Annotated in this window: 16 protein-coding genes, 2 tRNA genes and 1 pseudogene; 12 read left to right on the top strand and 7 right to left on the bottom strand. The window is 66.6% G+C overall.

All coding sequences use genetic code 11. The features are described from left to right. Positions 1–134 precede the first annotated feature (134 nt). Together ACU4E7_RS15935 and ACU4E7_RS15930 are read left to right on the top strand one after the other, a co-directional pair. Entirely contained in the window at positions 135–1,862 is a 1,728-nt protein-coding gene (locus tag ACU4E7_RS15935) for a cation:proton antiporter domain-containing protein (protein ID WP_447019416.1), read from the top strand. 132 nt (positions 1,863–1,994) lie between these two features. Further along, positions 1,995–3,170, top strand: a complete 1,176-nt coding sequence (locus ACU4E7_RS15930) for a cyclic nucleotide-gated ion channel (RefSeq protein WP_447019415.1) — start codon at positions 1,995–1,997, stop codon at positions 3,168–3,170. Positions 3,171–3,283: 113 nt separating this feature from the next. On the opposite strand, the gene ACU4E7_RS15925 is transcribed toward ACU4E7_RS15930, so the two are convergent. Further along, entirely contained in the window at positions 3,284–4,498 is a 1,215-nt protein-coding gene (locus ACU4E7_RS15925) for an NADP-dependent isocitrate dehydrogenase (protein WP_238123090.1), read from the bottom strand. A gap of 304 nt (positions 4,499–4,802) precedes the next feature. Here ACU4E7_RS15925 and ACU4E7_RS15920 point away from each other — a divergent pair, with 304 nt between their 5' ends. The 3 genes from ACU4E7_RS15920 (at position 4,803) to ACU4E7_RS15910 (ending at position 7,706) form a co-directional block, all read left to right on the top strand. Next, positions 4,803–5,669: an RNA methyltransferase gene (locus ACU4E7_RS15920; protein WP_447019414.1), complete on the top strand. Its 867-nt coding sequence runs from the start codon at positions 4,803–4,805 to the stop codon at positions 5,667–5,669. A 473-nt stretch (positions 5,670–6,142) separates the two neighbouring features. Next, a tRNA-Met gene (locus ACU4E7_RS15915) sits at positions 6,143–6,219 on the top strand. A gap of 806 nt (positions 6,220–7,025) precedes the next feature. Further along, positions 7,026–7,706, top strand: a complete 681-nt coding sequence (locus ACU4E7_RS15910; RefSeq protein WP_447019413.1) for an acyltransferase — start codon at positions 7,026–7,028, stop codon at positions 7,704–7,706. A 226-nt stretch (positions 7,707–7,932) separates the two neighbouring features. Here the strand turns inward: ACU4E7_RS15910 and ACU4E7_RS15905 are convergent, their stop codons facing one another. The 3 genes from ACU4E7_RS15905 to ACU4E7_RS15895 form a co-directional block, all read right to left on the bottom strand. Then, the gene (locus ACU4E7_RS15905; RefSeq protein ID WP_238122006.1) at positions 7,933–8,802 is read right to left on the bottom strand and encodes an ABC transporter permease; all 870 of its coding nucleotides are present in this window, start codon (positions 8,800–8,802) and stop codon (positions 7,933–7,935) included. Beyond that, positions 8,795–9,487, bottom strand: coding sequence for an ABC transporter ATP-binding protein (locus tag ACU4E7_RS15900; protein ID WP_447019412.1), 693 nt, complete (start codon positions 9,485–9,487; stop codon positions 8,795–8,797). The genes ACU4E7_RS15905 and ACU4E7_RS15900 overlap by 8 nt, the downstream gene beginning before the upstream one ends. Before the next feature lie 157 nt (positions 9,488–9,644). Further along, complete coding sequence (locus ACU4E7_RS15895) at positions 9,645–10,661, bottom strand: ABC transporter substrate-binding protein (protein ID WP_447019411.1); 1,017 nt, start codon at positions 10,659–10,661, stop codon at positions 9,645–9,647. Between the two features lie 530 nt (positions 10,662–11,191). On the opposite strand from ACU4E7_RS15895, the pseudogene ssuD reads away from it, so the two are divergent. From ssuD to ACU4E7_RS15865, 6 genes and pseudogenes are all read left to right on the top strand, one after another. After that, a pseudogene (gene ssuD, locus ACU4E7_RS15890) lies at positions 11,192–12,393 on the top strand (FMNH2-dependent alkanesulfonate monooxygenase). Between the two features lie 213 nt (positions 12,394–12,606). Further along, positions 12,607–13,104 (top strand): RNA polymerase sigma factor, encoded by a 498-nt coding sequence (locus ACU4E7_RS15885; protein ID WP_238122002.1) that lies wholly within the window; start codon positions 12,607–12,609, stop codon positions 13,102–13,104. Between the two features lie 180 nt (positions 13,105–13,284). Next, positions 13,285–14,295 (top strand): FecR family protein, encoded by a 1,011-nt coding sequence (locus tag ACU4E7_RS15880; RefSeq protein WP_447019410.1) that lies wholly within the window; start codon positions 13,285–13,287, stop codon positions 14,293–14,295. Positions 14,296–14,439: 144 nt separating this feature from the next. Next, positions 14,440–16,896 (top strand): TonB-dependent siderophore receptor, encoded by a 2,457-nt coding sequence (locus tag ACU4E7_RS15875; RefSeq protein ID WP_447019409.1) that lies wholly within the window; start codon positions 14,440–14,442, stop codon positions 16,894–16,896. 11 nt (positions 16,897–16,907) lie between these two features. Further along, positions 16,908–18,161, top strand: a complete 1,254-nt coding sequence (locus ACU4E7_RS15870; protein ID WP_447019408.1) for an MFS transporter — start codon at positions 16,908–16,910, stop codon at positions 18,159–18,161. Positions 18,162–18,175: 14 nt separating this feature from the next. Continuing rightward, positions 18,176–18,613: a hypothetical protein gene (locus ACU4E7_RS15865; RefSeq protein ID WP_447019407.1), complete on the top strand. Its 438-nt coding sequence runs from the start codon at positions 18,176–18,178 to the stop codon at positions 18,611–18,613. A 295-nt stretch (positions 18,614–18,908) separates the two neighbouring features. On the opposite strand, the gene ACU4E7_RS15860 is transcribed toward ACU4E7_RS15865, so the two are convergent. From ACU4E7_RS15860 to ACU4E7_RS15850, 3 genes are all read right to left on the bottom strand, one after another. Then, positions 18,909–18,984 (bottom strand) — tRNA-Thr (locus tag ACU4E7_RS15860). Positions 18,985–19,082: 98 nt separating this feature from the next. Further along, on the bottom strand, positions 19,083–19,490 hold the full coding sequence (locus ACU4E7_RS15855; protein ID WP_238121948.1) for a DUF4332 domain-containing protein: 408 nt from the start codon (positions 19,488–19,490) through the stop codon (positions 19,083–19,085). Positions 19,491–19,590: 100 nt separating this feature from the next. Further along, positions 19,591–19,971: a hypothetical protein gene (locus ACU4E7_RS15850; protein ID WP_447019406.1), complete on the bottom strand. Its 381-nt coding sequence runs from the start codon at positions 19,969–19,971 to the stop codon at positions 19,591–19,593. Positions 19,972–20,189: 218 nt separating this feature from the next. On the opposite strand from ACU4E7_RS15850, the gene ACU4E7_RS15845 reads away from it, so the two are divergent. Then, positions 20,190–21,896 (top strand): helicase HerA-like domain-containing protein, encoded by a 1,707-nt coding sequence (locus ACU4E7_RS15845; protein WP_447019405.1) that lies wholly within the window; start codon positions 20,190–20,192, stop codon positions 21,894–21,896. Positions 21,897–22,039 lie beyond the last annotated feature (143 nt).

Here is a 22,039-nt window from a genome sequence, read left to right as displayed (position 1 = left end):
GGAAGGGATGAGATCGGGTGCACCAAGCCCGCTCGATCCTCAGCCCCGCTGCAGCCGGAAGGAGCACCGGCCGGTAGACGCCCCAGGCGCGGCCTGGAACTGAATGTGGATCGGCCGGCTGGGGAGATGCGGCTGTGGGTGATGCCGTTCTCAAGGACGCTTTCGTTTACCTGCTGGCCGCCGGTATCCTCGTGCCGCTCTTCCATCGGGCGCGGATTGGCGCCGTGGTCGGCTTCATCGTGGTGGGCGCGGTGCTCGGGCCGCATGGCCTGGGCCGCTGGGCGCACGACTTCAGCTGGATCCAGTTCATCACCATCTCCAGCACCGAACGGGTCGCGCCCTTCGGAGAGCTGGGCGTGGTGTTTTTGCTGTTTCTCCTGGGCCTCGAGTTCTCCGCGGGCCGCTTGTGGGCGCTGCGGCGGGAGGTGTTCGGCATCGGCGGCATCCAGGTGCTGTTTTGCGGCATCGCCTTGACCCTGGCCGCCCTGGGCGCGGGGGTCGACGACCCCGGGCTCGCCATGGTGCTCGGCTTCGCCCTGGCCCTGTCGTCCACCGCCGTGGTCACGCAAATCCTGGTGGAAGAGCACCGTTCTCTGGCCCCACTGGGCCAGCTCGTCATCGCCGTGCTGCTGTTTCAGGACCTGATGGTGGTGCCGATCCTGCTCGCCACCGAGCTGATCGCGGGTGGTGGCGGCAATGTGCTGATGCTGGCGGCGTCAGCATTGGCCAAAGCGGTGGCGGCCGTCGCCGCGATCCTCATCGCCGGCCGTTATGTGATGGCGCCGCTGGTGGGCATGGCCGGGTCCACCCGCTCGCGCGCGCTGATCATGGCCATCACCCTGGTGGTAGTGGTGGGCACTGCCGGCATCACCCGCGCCGCCGGCCTTTCTGGGGCGCTTGGCGCGTTTCTGGCCGGCATGCTGCTGTCGGAAACCGCCTATCGACACCAGATCGAGGTGGACCTGGAGCCGTTCAAGGGGCTGCTCATCGGCGTGTTCTTCGTCACCGTCGGCATGGAGGTGGATTTCGCCGCCGTGCTGCCGCGCCTGCCGCTGATTTTGGCCGCGACGGTGGGCCTGCTGGTGGTGAAGTCCGCCGTCAATTTCGGTGCCCTCAGGGTCATGCGGGTTCAGAAGTCGGATGCGGCGGAAGCCTCCATCCTGCTGGCGCAGACCGGAGAATTCGCGCTGGTGGTGCTGGGGCTTCTCGTGGCCAAGGGGGCGGTGACCAGCGCCGAGGCCGGCCTGCTCGTGGCCATGGTCGGCCTGAGCCTCGCCGCCACTCCATTTTTGGGCCGCATCGGTCGCCGCCTCGGCCGGCAGTTGGAGGCGCAGGCCCACGACCATCTTCTGGCCGCCGGCGAGGCGCACAGCCGCGATCATGTCATCATTGCCGGTTTCGGTCGCGTCGGCCGCATGGTGGCGGAAGCGTTGGAACGCGAAGAGATCGCCTTCATCGCGGTGGACAGCGATCCCCGTCGGGTGGCGCTGGAGCGCTCCAGCGGCCGCGCGGTCTATTTCGGCGATGCCAGCCGCGAGGAGATTCTCGATCGGCTCGGTATTGACGCCGCCCGTGCGGTCATGGTGACCCTCGATAATCCGGCGGCGGCCGAACGCCTGGTGGCGGGGGTGCGTCGGCGCTGGCCCACTGTGCCCGTGGTGGCCCGTGCGAAGGACCTGGACCATGCGCGCCGGCTGGCGAACCTCGGCGTGTCCGGCGTCATTCCCGAGACGGTGGAGGCCAGCCTGCAGCTTCTGACGCGCCTGCTCACCGCAATCGGCCTGCCGGAGACGGTGGTGGCGGAGCGCATCGCAGACGCGCGCGCGCGGGAGGAAGCAGGCATCCAGCAGCCGCCCGCCTGAGGCCGCCGGCGGGGCTGGCGCGCGCCCTCCGCAAACTCAGGCTTCCCCCGGCCGGAATACTGCCCCATGAAGGCGGCAGGAGGATTGCCCGCCCGCCGCGCGGCGCCCGGGCAACAGCTGAGGTCGAGGTTTATGGGGACTCGCTCCGCGCGCCAGCGCATCTTTGATATTCTCGAGCGCGACCTGCCCGGCGATCTGGCTGCCGATGTGGTCCATTACCTGCTGATCACGCTGGTTCTGCTGAGCGTCGGTGGCGCCGTTCTCAGCACCGTACCAAGCCTGGAGCTGGGTGATCTCGTCTGGTTCACCATCGGCGAGCACATCGCGCTCGCCCTTTTCAGCATCGAGTATCTGGTGCGCATCTGGGTCGCGCCGGAGCATCCCCTGCGCCGGACCATGCCGGCCTGGCGCGCGCGGCTGAGCTACGTGGCGACACCGGCCGCCGTCATCGACCTGATCGCCATCCTGCCCTTCTTCGTCGGGCTGGTGCTGCCACTGGACATGCGGGCCCTGCTGGTGCTGAGGCTGCTGCGCTTTCTCAAGCTGGCCCGCTACTCCTCCGGCTTCAACGCCCTGTTCCTGGCGATCAAGCGCGAGCGCTATGCCCTGCTGGCCTGCCTGGTCATCCTGTGCACCGGCGTGCTGATGGCCGCCACGGCACTCTACCTCACCGAACGCAATGTGCAGCCCGACAAGCTCGGCTCCATTCCAGAAGCCATGTGGTGGGCCATCACCACTCTCACCACGGTGGGCTACGGCGATGTGGTGCCGGTCACGGTGGTGGGGCGGGTGATCGGAGGCATCACCATGGTGGCGGGGTTGATCATGCTGGCCCTGCCCATCGCCATCATCTCCAGCTCATTCTCCGAGGTGATCTCCAAGCACAATTTCGTCGTCACCTTCTCCATGCTGTCCCGGCTGCCACCCTTCTCCGACCTCGCACCGCCGGTCCTGGGAGACCTCCTGCCCCTGCTGAACTCGCGCAGCTTCGATCGCGGCCGCCAGGTGGTTCGCCCCGGCGACACCAGCCGCCGGGTGTTCGTGGTGCTGGAGGGGGAGCTGGAGGCCGCGGCGGCCGATGGCCCGATCCGCCTCGGGCCCGGCGATGTCTTCAGCGGCGCGCCGGACGTGACGGTGCCGGTGCGGGCGCTGAGCAAGAGCAAGCTCCTGGCCATCGAAGAAGACGAGATGCAGATCCTGATGCTGCGCTATCCCGATGTCATCCAGCGCCTGGTGGAGATGGCGCAGAAGCCGACCGGCGGCGCGGCCTTCCGCCGCCCCCCGCGCCATCGCAAGCCGCGATTGTAAAAGCCCGTGGCTGGTCCCTGGCCGCCCCACAGCCGCACAGCGCCAGACAAAAGAAAACCGCCGGCGCCCTCGGGCGCCGGCGGCGGAACTCAACAGCAAACGCGCATGGCGCCTCAGGCCGCCATCGCCTTGTTGAGGTTCTCGGCGATCTTGTCGAGGAAGCCGGTGGTGGAGAGCCACTTCTGATCGGCGCCCACCAGCAGGGCCAGATCCTTGGTCATGTAGCCGCTCTCGACGGTGTCCACGCAGACCTTTTCGAGGGTCTTGGAGAAGCTGGCCAGCTCTTCGTTGCCATCGAGCTTGGCGCGGTGGGCAAGGCCACGGGTCCAGGCGAAGATGGAGGCGATGGAGTTGGTGGAGGTCTCCTTGCCCTTCTGGTGCTCGCGATAGTGGCGGGTCACGGTGCCGTGGGCGGCTTCCGCTTCCACCGTCTTGCCATCGGGGGTCATGAGCACGGAGGTCATCAGGCCCAGCGAGCCGAAGCCCTGCGCCACGATGTCGGACTGCACGTCGCCATCATAGTTCTTGCAGGCCCAGACATAGCCGCCGGACCACTTCAGGGCCGAGGCCACCATGTCGTCGATCAGGCGGTGTTCATAGGTCAGGCCGCGCTTCTCGAACTCAGCCTTGAACTCTGCGTCGTAGATCTCCTGGAAGATGTCCTTGAAGCGCCCGTCATAGGCCTTCAGGATGGTGTTCTTCGTGGAGAGATAGACTGGATAGTTGCGCATCAGGCCGTAGTTCAGCGACGCGCGGGCGAAATCGCGGATGGAGTCATCCAGATTGTACATGGCCATGGCCACGCCCGAACCCGGGAACTTGTAGACTTCCTTCTCGATCTTGGTGCCGTCCTCACCCACGAAGGAGATGGTCAGCGTGCCCTTGCCCGGCACCTTGAAATCGGTGGCGCGGTACTGATCGCCGAAGGCGTGGCGGCCCACCACGATGGGCTGGGTCCAGCCCGGCACCAGGCGCGGCACGTTCTTGCAGATGATGGGTTCGCGGAAGATCACGCCGCCGAGAATGTTGCGGATGGTGCCGTTGGGCGACTTCCACATCTCGTGCAGGTTGAACTCCTTCACCCGCGCTTCGTCCGGGGTGATGGTGGCGCATTTCACGCCGACGCCATACTGCTTGATCGCCTCGGCGGCCTCGACGGTCACCTTGTCCTGGGTGGCGTCGCGGTTCTCGACCGACAGATCGTAATACTTGAGGTCGATGTCGAGATAGGGGTGGATCAGCTTGTCCTTGATGTACTGCCAGATGATCCGGGTCATCTCGTCGCCGTCGAGCTCGACGACCGGATTAGCCACCTTGATCTTCGCCATGTGGACGACCTTTCGGGGTGCGCAGCGCGCGGAATGAATGTCCGGCAGAAGTTGCCGCAGGTCCACCAGCAGCGCGGCTCCCTGGAGTACGGCCCCCGGGGTACGGCAGCCCACCGGGGATGCCGTTCCGCGTCTGGGAAGCCCTTGCGGCAATCCTCCCACGGCGCCGCTATACACCTGCACACCGAGCTAAGAAAGCGCCAATCCCATCACCTTTGGCATGAGAGGCGCGCGGCAGAGGCGCGCGGCCACGCGCTCGACGTGGCGGCGACGGTGTGCGACAGAGCGGCCGGAGAGGAACGTGATGCCAGGATCTGGAACCGACAGTACGAAGCCATGGGTCACCGGCGGGCCGGTGGTGATCCTCGTGGAACCCCAGCTGGGGCAGAATGTGGGCTCGGCCGCGCGGGCCATGGGCAATTTCGGCCTGTCGCGCCTGCGCCTCGTCAACCCGCGCGAAGGCTGGCCCAATGAGCAGGCTCGCATCTTCAGCGCCGGCGCGGACCGAATCCTCCAGGGGGTGGAGGTCTATCCCGATCTGCGCGCCGCCCTGGCCGATGTGAATTATGCCATCGCCGCCACCGCCCGCGAGCGCGGCATGGCCAAGCCCGTGCTGGGGGCGGACGGCGCCGTCGCCGATGCCGCCCGCCGCCTGGTTCAGGGCGCCGAGGTGGCGCTGGTGTTCGGCCGCGAGCGGACGGGGCTTTATACCGAGGAGGTGTCGCTGTGCGATGCCATCCTCACTTTGCCGGTCAACCCCGCCTTCGCCTCGCTCAATCTCGCCACCTGCGTGGCGGTGACGGGCTATGAATGGTCGAAACTGGCCAGCGCCGGCGCCCTGCCCTTCGCGCCACCGGAAAAATCACCTCTGGCCGACAAGGGCGACCTGTTCGCCTTTTTCGATCATCTGGAAGGGGCGTTGGAGGAGGCCGGCTTCTTCCGCTCGCCGGAAAAGCGCCCCTCCACCACCCGCAATATCCGCAACATTTTCCACCGGCTCGGCCTCACCCGGCAGGATCTCGCCACCCTGCATGGCGCCATCACCGCGCTGGTGGAAGGCCGGGAAGGCCGCGAGGCGCGCAAGGCCCGCCACAATGCGGAAGCCGCCGCGCGGCGGGCCGAGAAGACCGCCACCGGCACCCCCGCCAAGCCTCCGCACGACGCCCCCTGACGGCCGGCGCCCGGCACCGGGCGCGCCCGCCATCGGTTCACAGCCGCCTGAGCCGGGTCACCTGGCCGGGGCTGTCTGGCCGGGGTTGTCTGGCACCCCTGCCTGGCAGGGCGACTTGGCAGGGCGACTTGGCAGCACGACTTGGCAACACGACATGGCAGCACGACATGGCCCCGATCACTTCTCCCCGTCCCTCGCCGCCGGCCCCTCGGCCGCCGGCCAGCGTCATCCACAGCCTTGATGCCGATGGTCGGCGTGCCTTCTTTGCAAGCGCGCCAGCTCTGCAAAACCATAAGCCACAACGCTTTGCACACTCGCATGCGAATGGCGGCGGCCCCTCATCCACAGGCGGGTGGGGTGAGACATGGCTGCCATGACATTTTTTTGGCAGCGAGCCCTTTCCTTCCACGAGGGGCATTGCTACATACGCCTCACCGATCGACGGCGCAGCCACTTCAACCGATCGGCCTTGACGCGGGGTGGAGCAGCCCGGTAGCTCGTCAGGCTCATAACCTGAAGGTCGCAGGTTCAAATCCTGCCCCCGCAACCAAAATAAAGCCCAGCAACTCATCGAGTTCGCTGGGTTTTTTGCCTCAACCACCGCCGGCACCATATTCAATCCCAGGCGGTCGCCGCCTTGGGGTGCGGTTTTTGATGTCCGCATATCCGCCACCTTGGCCGTTGGAGACGTCGTCGGCCGCCCAGCCCGGGCAATACTGACAGCCCAATCGCGCACGCCCGCCGACCGGAACCAGGGGCCTCCAGCCGCCCGCATGACGCGGCGCCCACCCCAGCACGTCTGTGCCGTCTGACCTGAAGCGGATGCCCCGCTTCAGGTCAGACGGCATGTCATTCCCCTCCGGCACGAAAGCAACACGGCGGCGACCACGAGGTGGCGCCGCCGCTGCGAAACGCCGATGCCTCGGCCCGCGAAACGGCACCGGTGCCCGCGCGCGGACGGAGAGGCCATCGGCATGCGGTGTGGAGGGGCAAACAGGCTGGCCCGCACCCCCAGGCACACCATCGGAACCGCTCGCGCAATCATCTGAGGCGGACCAATGGACACGGATCGTCCGGCCTCACGCGTGAGCACCCGGCAAGCGGCCCATCTTCGCCGATCCATCGTTGCTCACCGATGCATTACCGACACCCTCGGCTGCGATCTCTAGCCTCGAATGAAAGAGAGACGCGCCTGCGCGCAGATTCTATGCTCTTTTGGGCCGAAAGATCGCACCATGGGAGCCGCCGGCATCCACAACCAATAAGATTATTTTTCTGTATATGTTTTCGCGAGTTGTCCATATATACCGCGATGAACGGCTCAGAGACGCCGACGCGCGCAGAGGCGTGTGCAGTGTGGAGGTTCATGGTGTTGGCAACGCGGTGAGCATTGGGGGCAATGCGAAAATCGCGGGGCGAGTGATCGGCGACCACAACCACATCTTCATCCAGGATTCCAGCGCACTGAGCATGACGCTGCACGTCCGCGGCTCCCATAATCGGGTGGTCATTGGCCGTGGCTTCCGCACACGCGATCTCAACGTCAGCATTGGCAATGCTGTTCCGGCGCATCGCGTTACGCTTGAAATCGGAGATCACTGCTCCACCGAGCCAAACTGCTCATTCTATCTTTACAATAGTGGAAATTCGCTCGGGATCGGCAATGCCTGCATGTTTTCAAACTCAATCATCATCCGGACAGGTGAATCCCCGCACCTGATCTTCGATGACGAGAGCGGCGATTATCTGGATACGGTAGGCAACGTGACGATCGGCGACCATTCATGGATCGGCGAACGCGCCTATATCACAAAGAACGCATCCATAGCGCCTGAAACGATTGTTGCGGCATGTTCAGTGGTGACGCGACGCTTTGACGAACAGATGACGGTGCTGGCTGGCAATCCCGCCTCTGTGAAGAAGCGTGGCATCCGCTGGATTCGCAACCAGACGCTGCTTCCGAAGGACAGCAAGTTCCGGAACGGCTTCGACGCCTTCCATGCCCAGTTTTCGCCCGCGGCCTCTTCAGAATCATAAGGCCATCCCTTCTGCAGTGCCCGTGTCGCTGCCTGAGAGGCTTCAAGACAGCGCCACGGCATTGCCCCGCCACCAAAGCCCGAAAGACGCGGCGCAGCAGCGCGCCTCCGATTGCCGGCTTCCATCGGCAGGACCAAGGCTGATGCTCCGCCCACCGCCACTTCACCGGCGGGCGGACGCGCGACGGACATCGGGGATGCCGCGCACCGCTGGATCTCCGGTGCCATCAGCGCTGAAGACCCCAGCGGCGCACCGTGCCGTGCTCGATGGCGCGGAACAGCACCTCCACCGCCAGCCCGATGAGGATCACCGAGACCAGGCCCGCAAACACCTTGTCCGTCAGCAGCTCATTGCGGTTACGATAGATGTACCAGCCGAGCCCGCCGGACCGGGAAGAGACGCCGAACACCAATTCAGCCGCGATCAGCGTGCGCCAGGCGAAGGCCCAGGCGATTTTCAGCCCCGACAGAAGCGAGGGCAGCGCAGCGGGAATGAGGATGAACGCGACATAGGATGGGCCCCGCAGACCGTAGTTGCGCCCCACCAGGCGCTGCGTCTCGGGCACAAGCTCAAAGCCGGTGAGGGCCGCGAGCGCGAACGGCCAAAGCACCGCGTGGACCATCACCAGCAGCAGGCTCGCCTCACCAAGGCCGAACCACAGCATGGCCAACGGCAGCAGCGCGATGGCCGGCAGCGGATTGAACATGGCCGTCAACGTCAGCAGCACCTCCTTGACGAAGGGCACTGCGATGGCGATCGAGACCAGCGCGAGCGCCAGCACGATGGCGAGAGCATAGCCCTTCAGCAGAACGCCAAGCGAAGCGACGGCGGAGGGAAACAGGTCTTCATCCCGCAGGCCGGTGATGAGTGCCCGCGCCGTGTCGGTGAAGGTGGGAAACAGCAGTGGGTTGTTCTGCCACAGCGCCGCCGCCTGCCAGAGCGCGGCCAAGGCGGCGAGGATGGCGAGGCGACGCACCAGCGTGGTTTTCCAAAGCCGATCCCACACGGTGCGGAACACCACATGGCGCGACCGCCCGCGTCCAACACCCTCGCCGGCGCGCCCGAGCGCTGCGTCGCGTGCGACCTGATCAGACATGGCGTGCTCCATCGGCGAACAGCAGATCGTGGACATGGCGGACCACGTCCTCGAAAGGTGGGGTTCCGCGTTCCGCAACGCCGAGGCCTGAGGTGTCGAAGGTGGCGATGGTGCGCCCCGGATGCGCCGCCAGCAGATGCAGCTGGGTGCCGAGTAGCACCGCCTCGTCGATGGCGTGGGTGACGAATACCAGGGTGAAGCCCTGTTCCTGCGCCAGCGCCAACAGGTCTTCCTGCAGGGTCCGCCGCGTGAGGGCATCGAGTGCCGCAAACGGCTCGTCCATGAGCAGAACGTCCGGCTCGGCCGCCAGAGCCCGGGCGATGGCGGCACGCTGCTTCATGCCGCCCGACAGGGTGTGTGGGTAGGCATCAAGGGCACGGCTCAGGCCCACCCGCCTCAGCGCCCGCTCGGCACGGGCCCGCGCCTCCTTCACGCCGAGCTTGCGGGCGACACGCAACGGGAAGGCCACATTGTCCCGCACGCTTTTCCAAGGCAGGAGCTGGTCGAACTCCTGGAACACCACGATGCGATCCGGTCCCGGGCCGGAAATCGCCTTGCCGCGGATCTCCACGGCGCCGCCGGCCGGCCTGAGGAAGCCGGCGAGCGCCTTGAGGATGGAGGATTTCCCGCAGCCCGACGGGCCGAGCAACACCAGCCGCTCGCCGGAGGCCACACGGAAACTCACGTCCGTCACCGCGCGCGCCGGCCCATCGGGCCCCGGGTAATCCAGGGTGAGACTGCGCGCTTCAAGGACCGGCACCTGCGCCTGCGACCAGGGGACTGCGGGAGAGGATGCGAGGGAAGATACCGGGGAGGATGCAAGGGAGATCATGGGCATCGGCTCAGGATCCGGAATCCGCATGCAGTTCCTCAAACGTATAGTCCTTGAAGCTCCCGGGCTTGGCCTTGATGGCGCCGATGCGGTGCATGAACGCGGAAAACTTGAGGGTGCCACGCGGAACGAGCGTGTATTCGGTGTCCGGGCTGGAGAGCACATCTTCGATGAAGGCCGGCTCGAGCTTGGATTGCTCGACCTCCACATAGATCTCGGCCGCTTCCTTCTTATGGGCCGCCACCCATTCGGTCGCCTCAAGGAAGGCCGCAAGGAAGGCTTGGTAGGTTTTGGGATTTTCCTTGCGGAATGTCTCGGTGGCATAAGCAACCGTGGGCGTGATCGGCCCACCGAAAACGTCGTAGGAGGAAAACACCTTGTGAACGTTGGGGCTCTTCAACGCCTGGTTCTGGAAGGGGGCGTTGGACATGTGCGCGGTGATTTCCGTGCTGCCGGAGATCAGCGCGGCGGTAGCGTCCGGGTGCGGCAGGGTCACCATCAATGGATCGAGCGTCTTGGCCTTGCCGGGCCCGAACGTCTGTTCGCTGGCGAGCTGGAGAATGCGCGCCTGCACCGAGACGCCCGCCACCGGCATGGCAATCTTGTCCTTGTCGGTGAAGTCCTTGATGGTCTTCACATTGGGATTGTTGGTGAGCAGATAGTTCGGCTGCGCACCGAAGGCACCGACGATCTTCACTGCGTTCGGCGTGCTGCGTGTCTTGTCCCACAAGATGAGAAACGGCCCGATTCCGGCGGAGGCGATATCAATATTTCCGGCCAGCAAAGCATCATTGACCGCAGCGCCTCCGGACAGGCGCGTCCATTGGACATCAATATCGACGCCCAAGGCCTTTCCGTGCTTCTCGATGAGCTTTCTCTGCTTCATCACGTGGAACGGCGTGTAAAGTGTGCCGAACTGCTGTGAGATGCGCAGCAGGCCTTCCGCTCGGGCGGGAACAGCGCCGAGCGCACCGCCAAGGGCGAGGCCGAGCGCAAGGAGGCGTCCGAAAGATCGGCGGGTGGGCATGTGTGTCGTCCTTCCCTTTGGCTGATGACGGCGCCCGCGCAGTGCGTTCTCTCCGGCAACTGCGGTGGGCCCTCCGGCGCGGCGGTGGTGGCCCATGGCTGCAGGCTAGGCCGATGACCCCCATCGACCTTCTCCGAGGATGCCGGTCTATTTTATATAATGTCAATTGACTTAATCAATTATGTGAAGCGCTGAAGAGTGGCAGCCGTGCACAACAAACAGAAATTCAAATTTATCATTATATTTCAGTCTATTATGAGACATCCGTCCATGTCCGACGGCGGGGCCCCATACGCGGACTGTGGGCCGAACAGGCTCGCGCGGCCTCTGTGGGCATAAGGCGCGCGGCGCCACGACACAGGGTGGCGCGCCGGCGCTGCTCAAAACACCTCCGAGCGGTCTCGAAAGCGGCGGATTGAAAAAAGACAGGTGGGACGGCTTGACTTAGTCAATATTATCCATGGATTTTATTAATTATTGAGCGACGCGCGCCACGCTTCTCGCACCGATCGCAGTCTCTGGAGCCCCCCATGTCCCTCAACACCGCCGACTCCGCCCTGCCCGCCGCCGAGCAAGCCAATGTCTTGTGGTTCCTCCCCACCCATGGCGACGGCCATCATCTGGGCACCTCGCACAAGGCGCGGGAGGTGACCCTCGCCTATCTCAGGCAGATCGCGCAGGCCACCGACCAGCTCGGCTACTATGGCGTGCTGATCCCCACCGGCCGCTCGTGCGAGGATTCCTGGATCATCGCCTCGGCCCTGGCCGCCTTCACCGAGCGGCTGCGTTTTCTGGTGGCGGTGCGGCCTGGCCTCCTGTCCCCCGCCGTCGCCGCGCGCATGACGGCGACGCTGGATCGCATCTCCGGCGGGCGGGCGCTGATCAACGTGGTCACCGGCGGCGACCCGGTCGAGAACCGCGGCGACGGCTTCTTCTCCGACCACGCGGAGCGCTACGAGATCACCGCCGAATTCCTCGAGATCTACACCCGCCTCCTGAAGGGCGAGGCGGTCACCTTCTCGGGCAAGCATCTGAAGGTGGACGGCGGCAAGCTGCTCTATCCGCCGGTGCAGCAGCCCCATCCGCCGCTGTTTTTCGGCGGCTCCTCCGCCCCCGCCCACGACGTGGCGGCCCGGCAGGTGCAGAAGTATCTCAGCTGGGGCGAGCCGCCGGCGCAGGTGGCGGGCAAGATCCGCGACATCCGCACCCGCGCCGCCGCCGTGGGGCGCGAGGTGACCTTCGGCATCCGCCTGCATGTGATATCGTCCGTGACACGACCGCCGAGGCGTGGGCCGCCGCCGAAGACTTGATCCGCTATGTGGACGACAAGACCATCGCCGATGCGCAACAGGTGTTCGCGCGCATGGATTCGGAGGGCCAACGGCGGATGAGCGCGCTGCATGGCGGTCGCCGCGACCGGTTGGAAGTGGCCCCCAACCTTTGGGCCGGCGTCGGCCTGGTGCGCGGCGGCGCGGGCACGGCGCTGGTGGGTGATCCGCAAACGGTGGCCGCGCGCATGAAGGAATACATGGCCATCGGCATCGATACGTTCGTGCTTTCCGGCTATCCCCACCTGGAGGAAGCCTACCGCTTCGGCGAAAGCGTCCTGCCCCTTCTGCCCCGCGCCGCCGAAACCGGCGCGCCCAGCGCCGCCGCCCCCCATCACGGACCGTTCGGCGAGATCATCGGCAACGCCATCGTCCCCGAGGAACGCCGCGCCTCGGCGTCCTGAGCCCGCCCCGCGAAGGCCAGGCACGTGGAGACGGCGCGGCCGGAACAGCCCGGCGTTCGCGGGGCATCCCCTTGTAATTAAAATAATTATGATCTGATCCGACCCCTCTCTTGTCAGTGGACGCGGCCGCCCGTTGACCTGTAGGGATGATCGGGTGAGCGGCCGCCCGATGTCGATGGCTTGGCTGCAGGCATGCATTCAGGCGAGTGTCGCGTGTCCAAGACCCTTGAGCGTGCATTTCTGCTGTATGGCCCGGAGCTGCGGGGCTATCTCAAGCAGAAGATGGGAAGCGCGCATGCCGCCGCTGACATCGCTCAAGACACCTTTGTGCGGATCGCCGAGATCCCCGCGTCCCGTGCCCCGCGCGACCTGCGGGCCTACCTCTTCCAGGTGGCGCGCAATCTCCTCATCGATCACGTGCGACAGGAAAACCGGCGACAGACCTTTCCCACTCCCTCCGAGGACTTCGCGCGGATTGCCGATGAGGCCCCCTCCGCAGAAGAAATGCTGCTGGCCCGCGAGCGGATCGCCCACCTGCGCGACGCCCTTGCCGAGCTGTCTCCGCGCACCCGCGACATCTTCAGCCTCAACCGCATCGAGGGGCTGAGCTATGCCCAGGTGGCCTCCAGGCTGGGCATCTCGGAAAGCTCCGTGCAGAAGCATCTGGCCCTTGCCCTGCGGCATCTCACGGCGCGGGTGGGCCCCCCGTGAGGGGCCGTGCCTCTCGCTGCGCGGCTTGCCAAGGCTGGCACGGCCTCTTAGAGCAGCGGCACGCGACCGTCGGCGCGCGCATTGTGCCATGGGCGCGTTATGCCAAGGGCGCCCCGCGCGGAACGCGGCCGAGGGGGCTCGACACCATGGGGACCCTTTAGTCGATCGGGGTGGTAGAGCGTGGACGGGGATCGAAAACGCGGCCAGGACGTGGAGGCGGACGCCGCCGAGTGGGTAATCCGCAGCAACGAGCGGCCCCTCGACGAGGCCGAGCGCGCCGCGTTTGAAGCCTGGCTTCGGCGCGATCCGGCCCACCGCACCGCATTCGAGAATGCCCACGCCACCTGGATCAGCCTCGCGGTTCTCCGTCACGAAGCGGAGGCGGGCGCCTCATCCTCTCGCCATCTGGCCGAAACGCCGATGCCCGCGTCGCCTCCCCGCGCCTCCCCGCGCCTGCGGATGGCGGCGGCCCTGGCGGCCACGCTGGCGCTGGTGCTCGGCGCGGGTGTGCTCTACCGGGTGGGCGATCCCTTCGTGGCGATGACCTCGGACTATCGCACAGCCCCCGCCGAGGTCCGCACCATCACCCTCGCCGATGGCAGCACCGTCGAGCTTGGCCCCGCAAGCGCCATCTCCATTCAATTCAGCGACGACGTGCGCCAGGTCACCCTGCTGGCCGGCGATGCCTTCTTCACCGCCACACCGCGCCAGGGCCCGGAGCTCCGACCGTTCGCCGTGCGGACTCAGGGCGGCGTCACCCGCGCGCTCGGCACACGGTTCGTGATCGAGAACATGGGGCCGGAAGTGCAGGTGACGGCGGTCGAACACCGGATCGAAGTCTCGGTGAGCGATGAGCGGCAGCGTGCCTCCAGCGTCGTCCTGTCGCCCGGCGAAACGGTGGCCTATGCGCCCGAAGGCCCGCTGGGGCCGGTCCGCCACACCGACGCGGCGGGCGCCGCCGCCTGGCGCCGGGGCCTATTGGTATTCGATGCCGTGCCCCTGCGCAGCGTGGTCACCAAGCTCAATCGCTATCGCCGGGGGCGCATTGTCATCATGTCCCCCGCGCTGGCCGAGCGTCGGGTGAGCGGTGTGTTCGCTGCCGATGACCTCAACGACGTCGTGGAGACCATCGCCACCGAGCTCAATGCCCGAACCGTGGCGGCCCCCCCCTTCGTCACCCTGCTGTTCTAAGCACTGCTGCGACGGCAACCCCGCTGACCGAAAAAATGCGACGCGGCGTTACCGGATCCGCCGGCTCGCACGTCTTCTTCCGCGACATGGCATGGCGGAGCGTGACAACGCCCGCCGCCACAGGGGACGAGGACGGGCAGAGTCATGGCACGACGGCAGCATCATCGACGGCAGCACCGGGCGCTTTCGCCCGCCTTCCTGGTCACCGCGCTGGCCGTGCTCACCTGCCAGCCGCTCCAGGCACAGGAGGCCCGCGTTTCTGCCGGCGCCGCCAGCAATGCCCGCCTCGCCTTCAACATCCCGGCCCAGGATCTCAACCAGGCCGTTCTCGCCTTCGCCCAGCACGCCGGCGTGCGCGTGTTCTATGACACCGCCCGGCTCCGGGGGCTGCGCTCGGGCGCGGTGAGCGGCGAGCTGACCCGCGGCGAGGCGCTGTCCCGACTGCTGGCTGGAACCGGTCTCGCCTATCGCTTCACCGGCGCCAGCTCGGTCACCATCCTCGCCCCCGACACCACCGCGTCGGGCAGCGCGGAGGGCGCCATTCTCCTCGACACGCTGCAGGTGGAGAGCGACGGCACCGTCGGCTTCGTCGCCACCCGCACCGACGTCGGCACCAAGACCAACACGCCGCTGATCGAGACGCCGCAGTCGGTCTCCGTGGTCACGCGCGACCAGGTGGAAACCCAGGGCGCGCAGAACGTGGTGGAAGCGCTGCGCTACACGCCGGGCGTGATCGCCGAGGTCCGGGGCTCCGCCACTCGCTATGACATGCCTTACATCCGCGGCTTCGGATCCCCGACCGACCCGATCCTGTTCCTGGACGGGCTGCGGCTGTCGCGCGGCTCAGGCTACGCCATTCCCCAGATCGATCCTTATCTGCTGGAGCGCATCGAAGTTCTGAAGGGTCCGAGCTCCATGCTGTACGGAGCCAGCACACCGGGCGGCTTCGTCAACATGGTGAGCAAGCGCCCCACCGAGGAGACCATTCGGGAGATCGTCGTCGGGATCGGCAGCTTCGACTACTACAAGACGGCGTTCGACCTGGGCGGCGCCGCCGACCCCGAAGGCAAGCTGCTCTATCGCCTCGCCGGCGTCGCCTATACGGGCAACACTCAGGTGGACTTCACCGAGGAGCAGCGGGTATCCATCGCGCCCTCCATCGCGTGGCGCCCCAATGACGACACGACCCTTGTCGTGCTCGCCAACTATCAGCGTGATCCGGAAGGCGGCTATTACGGTGTTCTGCCCACCGTCGGCACCGTCAGCCCCAATCCGAACGGACAGATTCCGCGCAATTTCTTTGAAGGTGATCCGAACTTCTCCGAGTTCGACCGCGAGCAGGCCAGCATCGGCTACGAGTTTGCCCACCGCTTCAACGACACCTGGTCGTTCCAGCAGAACCTGCGCTACACCCATCTCGGCGTGACCACCGAGAGCCTGTCCACCGCAAGCCTCGCCGCCAACCTCTCGACCATCAACCGCTACGCCCTCGCCACCGACGAGATGCTCGACGGCCTCGCGCTCGACAACCGGCTGGAGGCGCAGTTCGCCACCGGGCCCATCGCCCACAAGATGATCTTCGGCCTCGACTACCAGTATATGGATTGGAGCCAGGTTCAGAACTACGGCGCGGCGGCATCCATCAATTATCTTCATCCGGTTTACGGTCTGGCGCGGCCAACAAACCTCTACACCCTGAGCGACCAGAACCAGACCATCAGCCAGACCGGCCTTTATGCGCAGGACCAGCTGCGACTGGGCAATTGGCTGCTCACCGCCGGCGGCCGCTACGACTGGGTCGACATCTCCACCACCAGCCATCTCACCGGCACGGTGACGGACCAGAACGACAGCGCCTTCAGTGGTCGGGTCGGGCTGACCTATCTATGGGAGAATGGGGTGGCACCCTATGCCACCTTCTCCACCTCGTTCCTGCCCGTTGCCGGCACCAGCAGCACCGGCGAAGCGTTCCAGCCGACCACGGGGGAGCAATATGAGCTGGGCATCAAGTATCAGCCGGCGGGCTACAATGCCATGTTCACCGCCGCGGTGTTCGAGATCACCCAGCAGAACGTCACCACTTATGCCTCGCCGACCCTGCGCTACCAGACCGGTGAGGTGCGCTCCCGCGGCTTGGAGCTGGAGGCCAAGGCCTCCCTTTCCGAGGAGCTCAACGTCGTCGCCTCGCTGACCCTGCTCGACGCCACCATCACCCGCTCGCTGTCCGCGGACCTGGGGCAAAGCCCGGTCGCGGTGCCCGATGTCATGGCCTCCCTCTGGGCCGACTACACCTGGCGCGACGGGCCGCTCCAGGGGTTCGGCATCGGCGGCGGCGTGCGCTATGTCGGCTCGTCGGTGGGCGGCTATGTGCCGGCGGTCACCAATCCCAGCGCGGTGCCGTTCGAGGTGCCGGCCTACACGCTGGTGGACGCCATGATGAAATATGATCTGAAGGGCCTCAGCCCGCGCTTCACCGGCGCCGAATTGCAGGTGAACGCCAGCAACATCTTCGACGCCACCTATTACACCTGCCAAGCCTATAATTTCTGCAATTATGGCAAGGCGCGCACCGTGCTGGCAACGCTGCGTTACCGCTGGTGACGGGCCCGCGCGTGACCGGTCAGGCAAGCCCGCCGACGAACCTCGCGCCGCCCGTCCACGGACGGCGCGAGGCGGCGCGCATCCTCATCGCGGCCTGCGGCCTCTACCTCAGTTACGGCATGATGGCGGGCCTCGCCCAGGGGGGGCTGCCCCCGGTACTGCGGGCGGCCGGTTTCGGCATCGCCGCCAGCGCCTGGATCCTCGCGCTCTACCTGCCGTTCGGCCTCGCCTTCCTGTGGGCGCCGGCGCTCGACCGCTGGTCCCTGCCCTGGCTGTCGCCACGGGTGGGATGGATCGTCGCCATGCAGGGGCTGGTGGTCATGGGCCTCCTCGCCATCGGGCTTGGCGCCACCCTGCCGGCGCCGGTGCTGCTGGCCCTGGCGGTGGGTATCTCGGTGGCCGCCGCCACCATGGATGTCAGCCTCGATGCCCTCACGGTGGAGGTGGTACCGGCCCGCCTGAGGCCCGCCGCCGCCGCCACCAAGCTCGCCAGCCTCGCGCTCGGTGCCATCCTTGGCGGGGGGGTATTCATCGGCCTGTTCGCGCACATCGGCTGGCTCGGCACCTTCTCGGCCCTCGCCGGCGTCGCAGCGCTGGTGACGCTGCCGAGCGTGCTGCTGCCAGCCATCGACCGCAAGGTGGACCGCGCCGGCCGCGCGGCGCCGAGCCTTTTCGCCCTGTTCCACCGCCCCGGCATGGTCCGGCGACTGCTGACCCTGTGCGCCATCTCCAGCGCCACCTTCGCCTTCACCGGGCTGAACCGCATCATGCTGGTGGACTTGGGGGTGCCGCTGGAGCGGATCGGCTGGACCGTGGGTGTGCTGGCCCCCATCGGCATGCTGGCCGCATCCGCGATGGCGGCGGCGCTCATGCGCCGATGGGGCGGCGGCGCGGCGGTGATCGCCTTCACCGCCCTCTGCCTTCTGGCCGCGGTCGCCCTGCTGGCCGGATTCGTGCTGCAACACGAAGGCATCGCCATCACCGGCGCGGTGCTGGCGGGAACCGGCGGCAGTGGCATCTTCGTGGTGTTCGCGGCGCTGTTGCTGGGATGGGCCGCCGGCCCGCAGCCAGCAACGGACTACACCACCCTGTTCGGCATCGCCCGCCTCACCAGCACCCTCGCGGCCATCGTGGCGGGCCAAGCCGTCGCCGTCATGGGCTGGACCGCCTTCTACATCGTCATGCCACTTCTTCTGCTGGGGGTGGTGCTGGCGGCGCGCGCCGGTCGCGACGACCGGCTGCTGCGCGATCCCCCCTCTCCCTGACGAGGCCATCGATCATGACCGACGCTGCCCTGGCGCCCTCCGATCTCGACCCGCGGTTGTTTGACACCACGTCGTGGCCGGTGGTGTTCGCCCATTTTCCCGAACTCGGCGAGCCCGACCGCGTCGAGCGCCTGCTGAGCGGCGTGACCCGGGTGCTGGCGCAGGAAACCCCTTTCGTGATGGTCTGGATTCCGCCAACGCACGACCATGACGACGAGCCCCATGCGGATGAGAAGGCCGCGACTGTCTGGCTGAAAGCGCACCGGGCTCGGCTCAATGCACACTGCCGGGGCTATCTCTATCTGGTGCGGGACGAGAAACTGGCCGCAGAGCTGGACGGCCGCATCCGCACCGTCGCCCGAATGTATGCCTTCCCCCTCCGACTTGTGCCCTCACGCGAGGCGGCCCTCGCCGCGGCAGCCCCACTGTTGCGATCGGCGCCAAGCGCCTGAGGCCACGCGCATGAGGCCAAGCGCCTGACGCCAAGCACCTGACGCCAAGCACCTGACGCGACCCGCCTGAGGCCACGCGCCGCGCGGACACCCATCGCCGCCGCGCGACCGCCACCCACCGGCGGCCGTGCACCCGCTCGCCCGTCGCCACGGCGCCCCCCTCCATCCAAGCGAAGCCAACGGCGCCACGCGGGCGCGCCACAGCACGTGCGCAGGCGCAAAGCGCCGCAGCACATCCTGAAATCGCCGATTGAATGGAAGGTCTCGGATCGCCAGCCGCTGTCAGATGGCAAGATGGTGCCGCGGAAGGGATTCGAACCCCCGACCCACGCATTACGAATGCGTTGCTCTACCAGCTGAGCTACCGCGGCACGCCGCTTCTCATACGGGCACCATCCGGCATTTTCAAGGGGAAGGCTGTGGACGACCCCAGCCGCCCCCGCCCTTTCGCGGGATCCGCGCGCCAGCCCTAATAGGTCAACACCGCCGGCAGGGTCTTCGCCTCCTCGATCCAGCGCGCCACCATGCTTTCCGCCGGCAGGGCGCGCACCAGCTTCTTGGTGGCGTTCACCTCGGCCATGGCCTTGGTGAGATTGGCGGGGTTGCGGGTCTTCAGCTCCTTCACTGTGTCCACGCCAGCGGCTTCCAGCAGCTCGGAATACTCCTCGCCGATGCCCTTTACCCGCATCAGATCCGCCATATTGGCCCATTTGAGGATGCGCGGCGCCTCGATCCCGGTCTTCGCAGCCAGGTCCTGACGCCCCTTGGGGCTCGCGGCCGCCGCCAGCAGATCCGCCGTGGTCAGGATGCCGACCCCCTTCAGCTTTTCCGCGAAGACCGGCCCGATGCCTTCGATGTCAATGACCGGATAGGACATGTCTTTCCTCCCGAACACGCGATTCCCAAGCAAGACGCCGCTATCAGGGCACAACCTGCGTCAATTGCAAGTCACCGGGCGCCCCGACATGACACCCCGCTCACAGAACCTGCCGCAGGCCGGGCACCGCGCGCACCACCGCGTCGATCTCCGCTTCGCCTACGCTTTCGCGGGCATAGGCGACGATGTCGCGCACCGCCTCCTGCACCTGCGGCATGGTGAGGCCCAGCGCCATCATGCGATCGGCCACATGCATCAGCCGCGCGACACCACCGAAATGGCGTTCCGATAGCGCCGGTGCCGGCTCCTCCGGCGTGGCGGCGAGCACCTCGGGAATCCAGGGATGCGCCGCCAGCAGCGGGGCCAGCGCCTCGTGGGGCGCCTCATGACACAGGAATTTGAGCACGATGCCGACCAGGCTGCGGGCCGTGCCCGGCGAGACATCGAGGTGCTGCGTCAGTCGGGCGATCAAATCGTCCATCGGGATCTCCTTGCGCCGCATCGCATGAGAGGGGCCGCACCTTGCCGGGGGCTGTCCTGGGACGCAAGAGGCCACGGGATGGCCACGGGATGGCCGCGGGATGGCTACGGGGCAGCCGACGGACGGGCACAAGCCCCTTGCCCCTGCGCCCCCAAGCGCGCGAGAAATCTAGGAACCGATTCACCCCCAGCCGGCCGCTCGCGGCCGAGGGATGCGCCATGACACAGCCCGTTTCGAGCCCGGATATGGACGGCAAGATCTTCCTTGGCCGGGTGGAGCCCCCCACCGGTGGCAAAACGGCCAGCACCGGCGTGGTGGAAGGCGGTGAATACCTTGCTCTGCACCTTGCCAATCGCCACGGCCTGGTCACCGGCGCCACCGGAACGGGCAAGACGGTGACCCTCCAGGTGCTGGCCGAAGGCTTCTCCCGGGCCGGCGTGCCGGTGTTCGCGGCGGATGTGAAGGGCGACCTCTCGGGCATCGCAGCCATCGGCGAGGCCAAGGATTTCCTGCTGAAGCGCGCGGCCGAGGTGGGCATCACCTATCAGCCGGACAGCTTCCCGGTCATCTTCTGGGATGTGTTCGGCGAGAAGGGCCATCCCATCCGCGCCACGGTCTCGGAGATGGGTCCGCTCCTGCTGGCGCGCCTGATGGGCCTCAACGATACCCAGGAAGGCGTGCTCAACATCGCCTTCCGGCTGGCCGACGAGCAGGGCCTGCTGTTGCTGGACCTCAAGGACCTGCGGGCGATGCTGGCCTATGTGGCGGAAAACGCCGCCAGCCTCACCACGCAATATGGCAATGTCTCCTCCCAGACGGTGGGGGCCATTCAGCGGCAGCTTCTGGTGCTAGAAAACCAGGGCGCCGACAAATTCTTCGGCGAGCCTGCTCTCGATATTCGCGACCTGATGCGGATCGACCGCACGGGATATGGCACCATCTCGGTTCTGGCATCGGACAAACTGATGTCGTCGCCGCGGCTTTATGCATGCTTCCTGCTGTGGCTACTGTCCGAATTGTTCGAGCAGCTGCCGGAGGTGGGTGATCCGGACAAGCCGATGCTCGTCTTTTTCTTCGATGAGGCGCACCTGCTGTTCGACGAAGCGCCCAAGATCCTGCTGGAGAAAGTCGAGCAGGTGGTGAGGCTGATCCGCTCGAAGGGCGTCGGGGTCTATTTCGTCACGCAAAATCCCCTCGACGTGCCCGAAAGCGTGCTGGCGCAGCTCGGCAACCGGGTGCAGCACGCCCTGCGGGCCTTCACCCCGCGAGATCAGAAAGCGGTGAAGGCGGCCGCGGAGACTTTCCGGCCCAACCCGAAGCTGAACACCGCCCAGGTCATCATGGAGCTGGGCAAGGGCGAGGCCTTGATCTCGACCCTGGAAGGCAATGGCGTGCCGTCCGTCGTGCAGCGCACCCTGGTCCGCCCGCCGGCGGCGCGGGTCGGGCCCATCACCGAGGCGGAACGGGCGGCGGTGATGGCGCGCAGCCCCGTCGGTCATGCCTATGACACGCCGGTGGACCGCGATTCTGCCTTCGAGATGCTGCAGCGGCGCGCAGAGCAAAGGAGCACAGCTCCCGCCTCTGCCCCCGCCTCGCCCTCCGCCCCCAGCGGCGCGGCAGGCTCTGTCATCACCTCCGCCGGCGGCGGCCTGCTCGATGCGGTGCTCGGCACGGTGCTGGGGCGGCCCGAGGTTCGCACCGAGCCCCTGCCGCAGGGAAATACCCCGACGCCGCGCACGGCCGGTACCAAGTCCACCCGCAGTTCGGTGCCCAAAAGCTCCGTGCCCAAAACCGGCCGCAGCAGCACCCGCATGTCGACGACAGAAGTGGTGGTGCGGCAGGTCGCCCGCTCGGTCGCCACCCAAGTGGGCACCCAGCTGGGGCGCGCGATCCTGCGCGGAATCCTGGGCAATCTGAGCCGCTGAGCGCGGCCACCCGTTACCATATCCGGCCAAAAAGTGACACCCGACCCAGGTAGGGGGCGGTTGCCTCAGGGGTGCCGAAGAGATAATCTCCCATGTTACCGGTGCGATTGCGGGGTCGTGCTGGAGGTTCATTGATGCGTGAG

It is taken from the genome of Xanthobacter sp. ZOL 2024 (genome assembly GCF_052932325.1).
This window is presented reverse-complemented; position numbering and strand designations above follow the sequence as displayed.

Excerpts from the sequence above, each read along its gene's own strand:
- ACU4E7_RS15930 (WP_447019415.1), top strand. The coding sequence starts at position 1,995 with ATGGGGACTCGCTCCGCGCGCCAGCGCATCTTTGATATTCTCGAGCGC.
- ACU4E7_RS15925 (WP_238123090.1), bottom strand. The coding sequence starts at position 4,498 with ATGGCGAAGATCAAGGTGGCTAATCCGGTCGTCGAGCTCGACGGCGAC.
- ACU4E7_RS15920 (WP_447019414.1), top strand. The coding sequence starts at position 4,803 with ATGCCAGGATCTGGAACCGACAGTACGAAGCCATGGGTCACCGGCGGG.
- ACU4E7_RS15905 (WP_238122006.1), bottom strand. The coding sequence starts at position 8,802 with ATGTCTGATCAGGTCGCACGCGACGCAGCGCTCGGGCGCGCCGGCGAG.
- ACU4E7_RS15895 (WP_447019411.1), bottom strand. The coding sequence starts at position 10,661 with ATGCCCACCCGCCGATCTTTCGGACGCCTCCTTGCGCTCGGCCTCGCC.
- ACU4E7_RS15875 (WP_447019409.1), top strand. The coding sequence starts at position 14,440 with ATGGCACGACGGCAGCATCATCGACGGCAGCACCGGGCGCTTTCGCCC.
- ACU4E7_RS15865 (WP_447019407.1), top strand. The coding sequence starts at position 18,176 with ATGACCGACGCTGCCCTGGCGCCCTCCGATCTCGACCCGCGGTTGTTT.
- ACU4E7_RS15855 (WP_238121948.1), bottom strand. The coding sequence starts at position 19,490 with ATGTCCTATCCGGTCATTGACATCGAAGGCATCGGGCCGGTCTTCGCG.
- ACU4E7_RS15850 (WP_447019406.1), bottom strand. The coding sequence starts at position 19,971 with ATGGACGATTTGATCGCCCGACTGACGCAGCACCTCGATGTCTCGCCG.
- ACU4E7_RS15845 (WP_447019405.1), top strand. The coding sequence starts at position 20,190 with ATGACACAGCCCGTTTCGAGCCCGGATATGGACGGCAAGATCTTCCTT.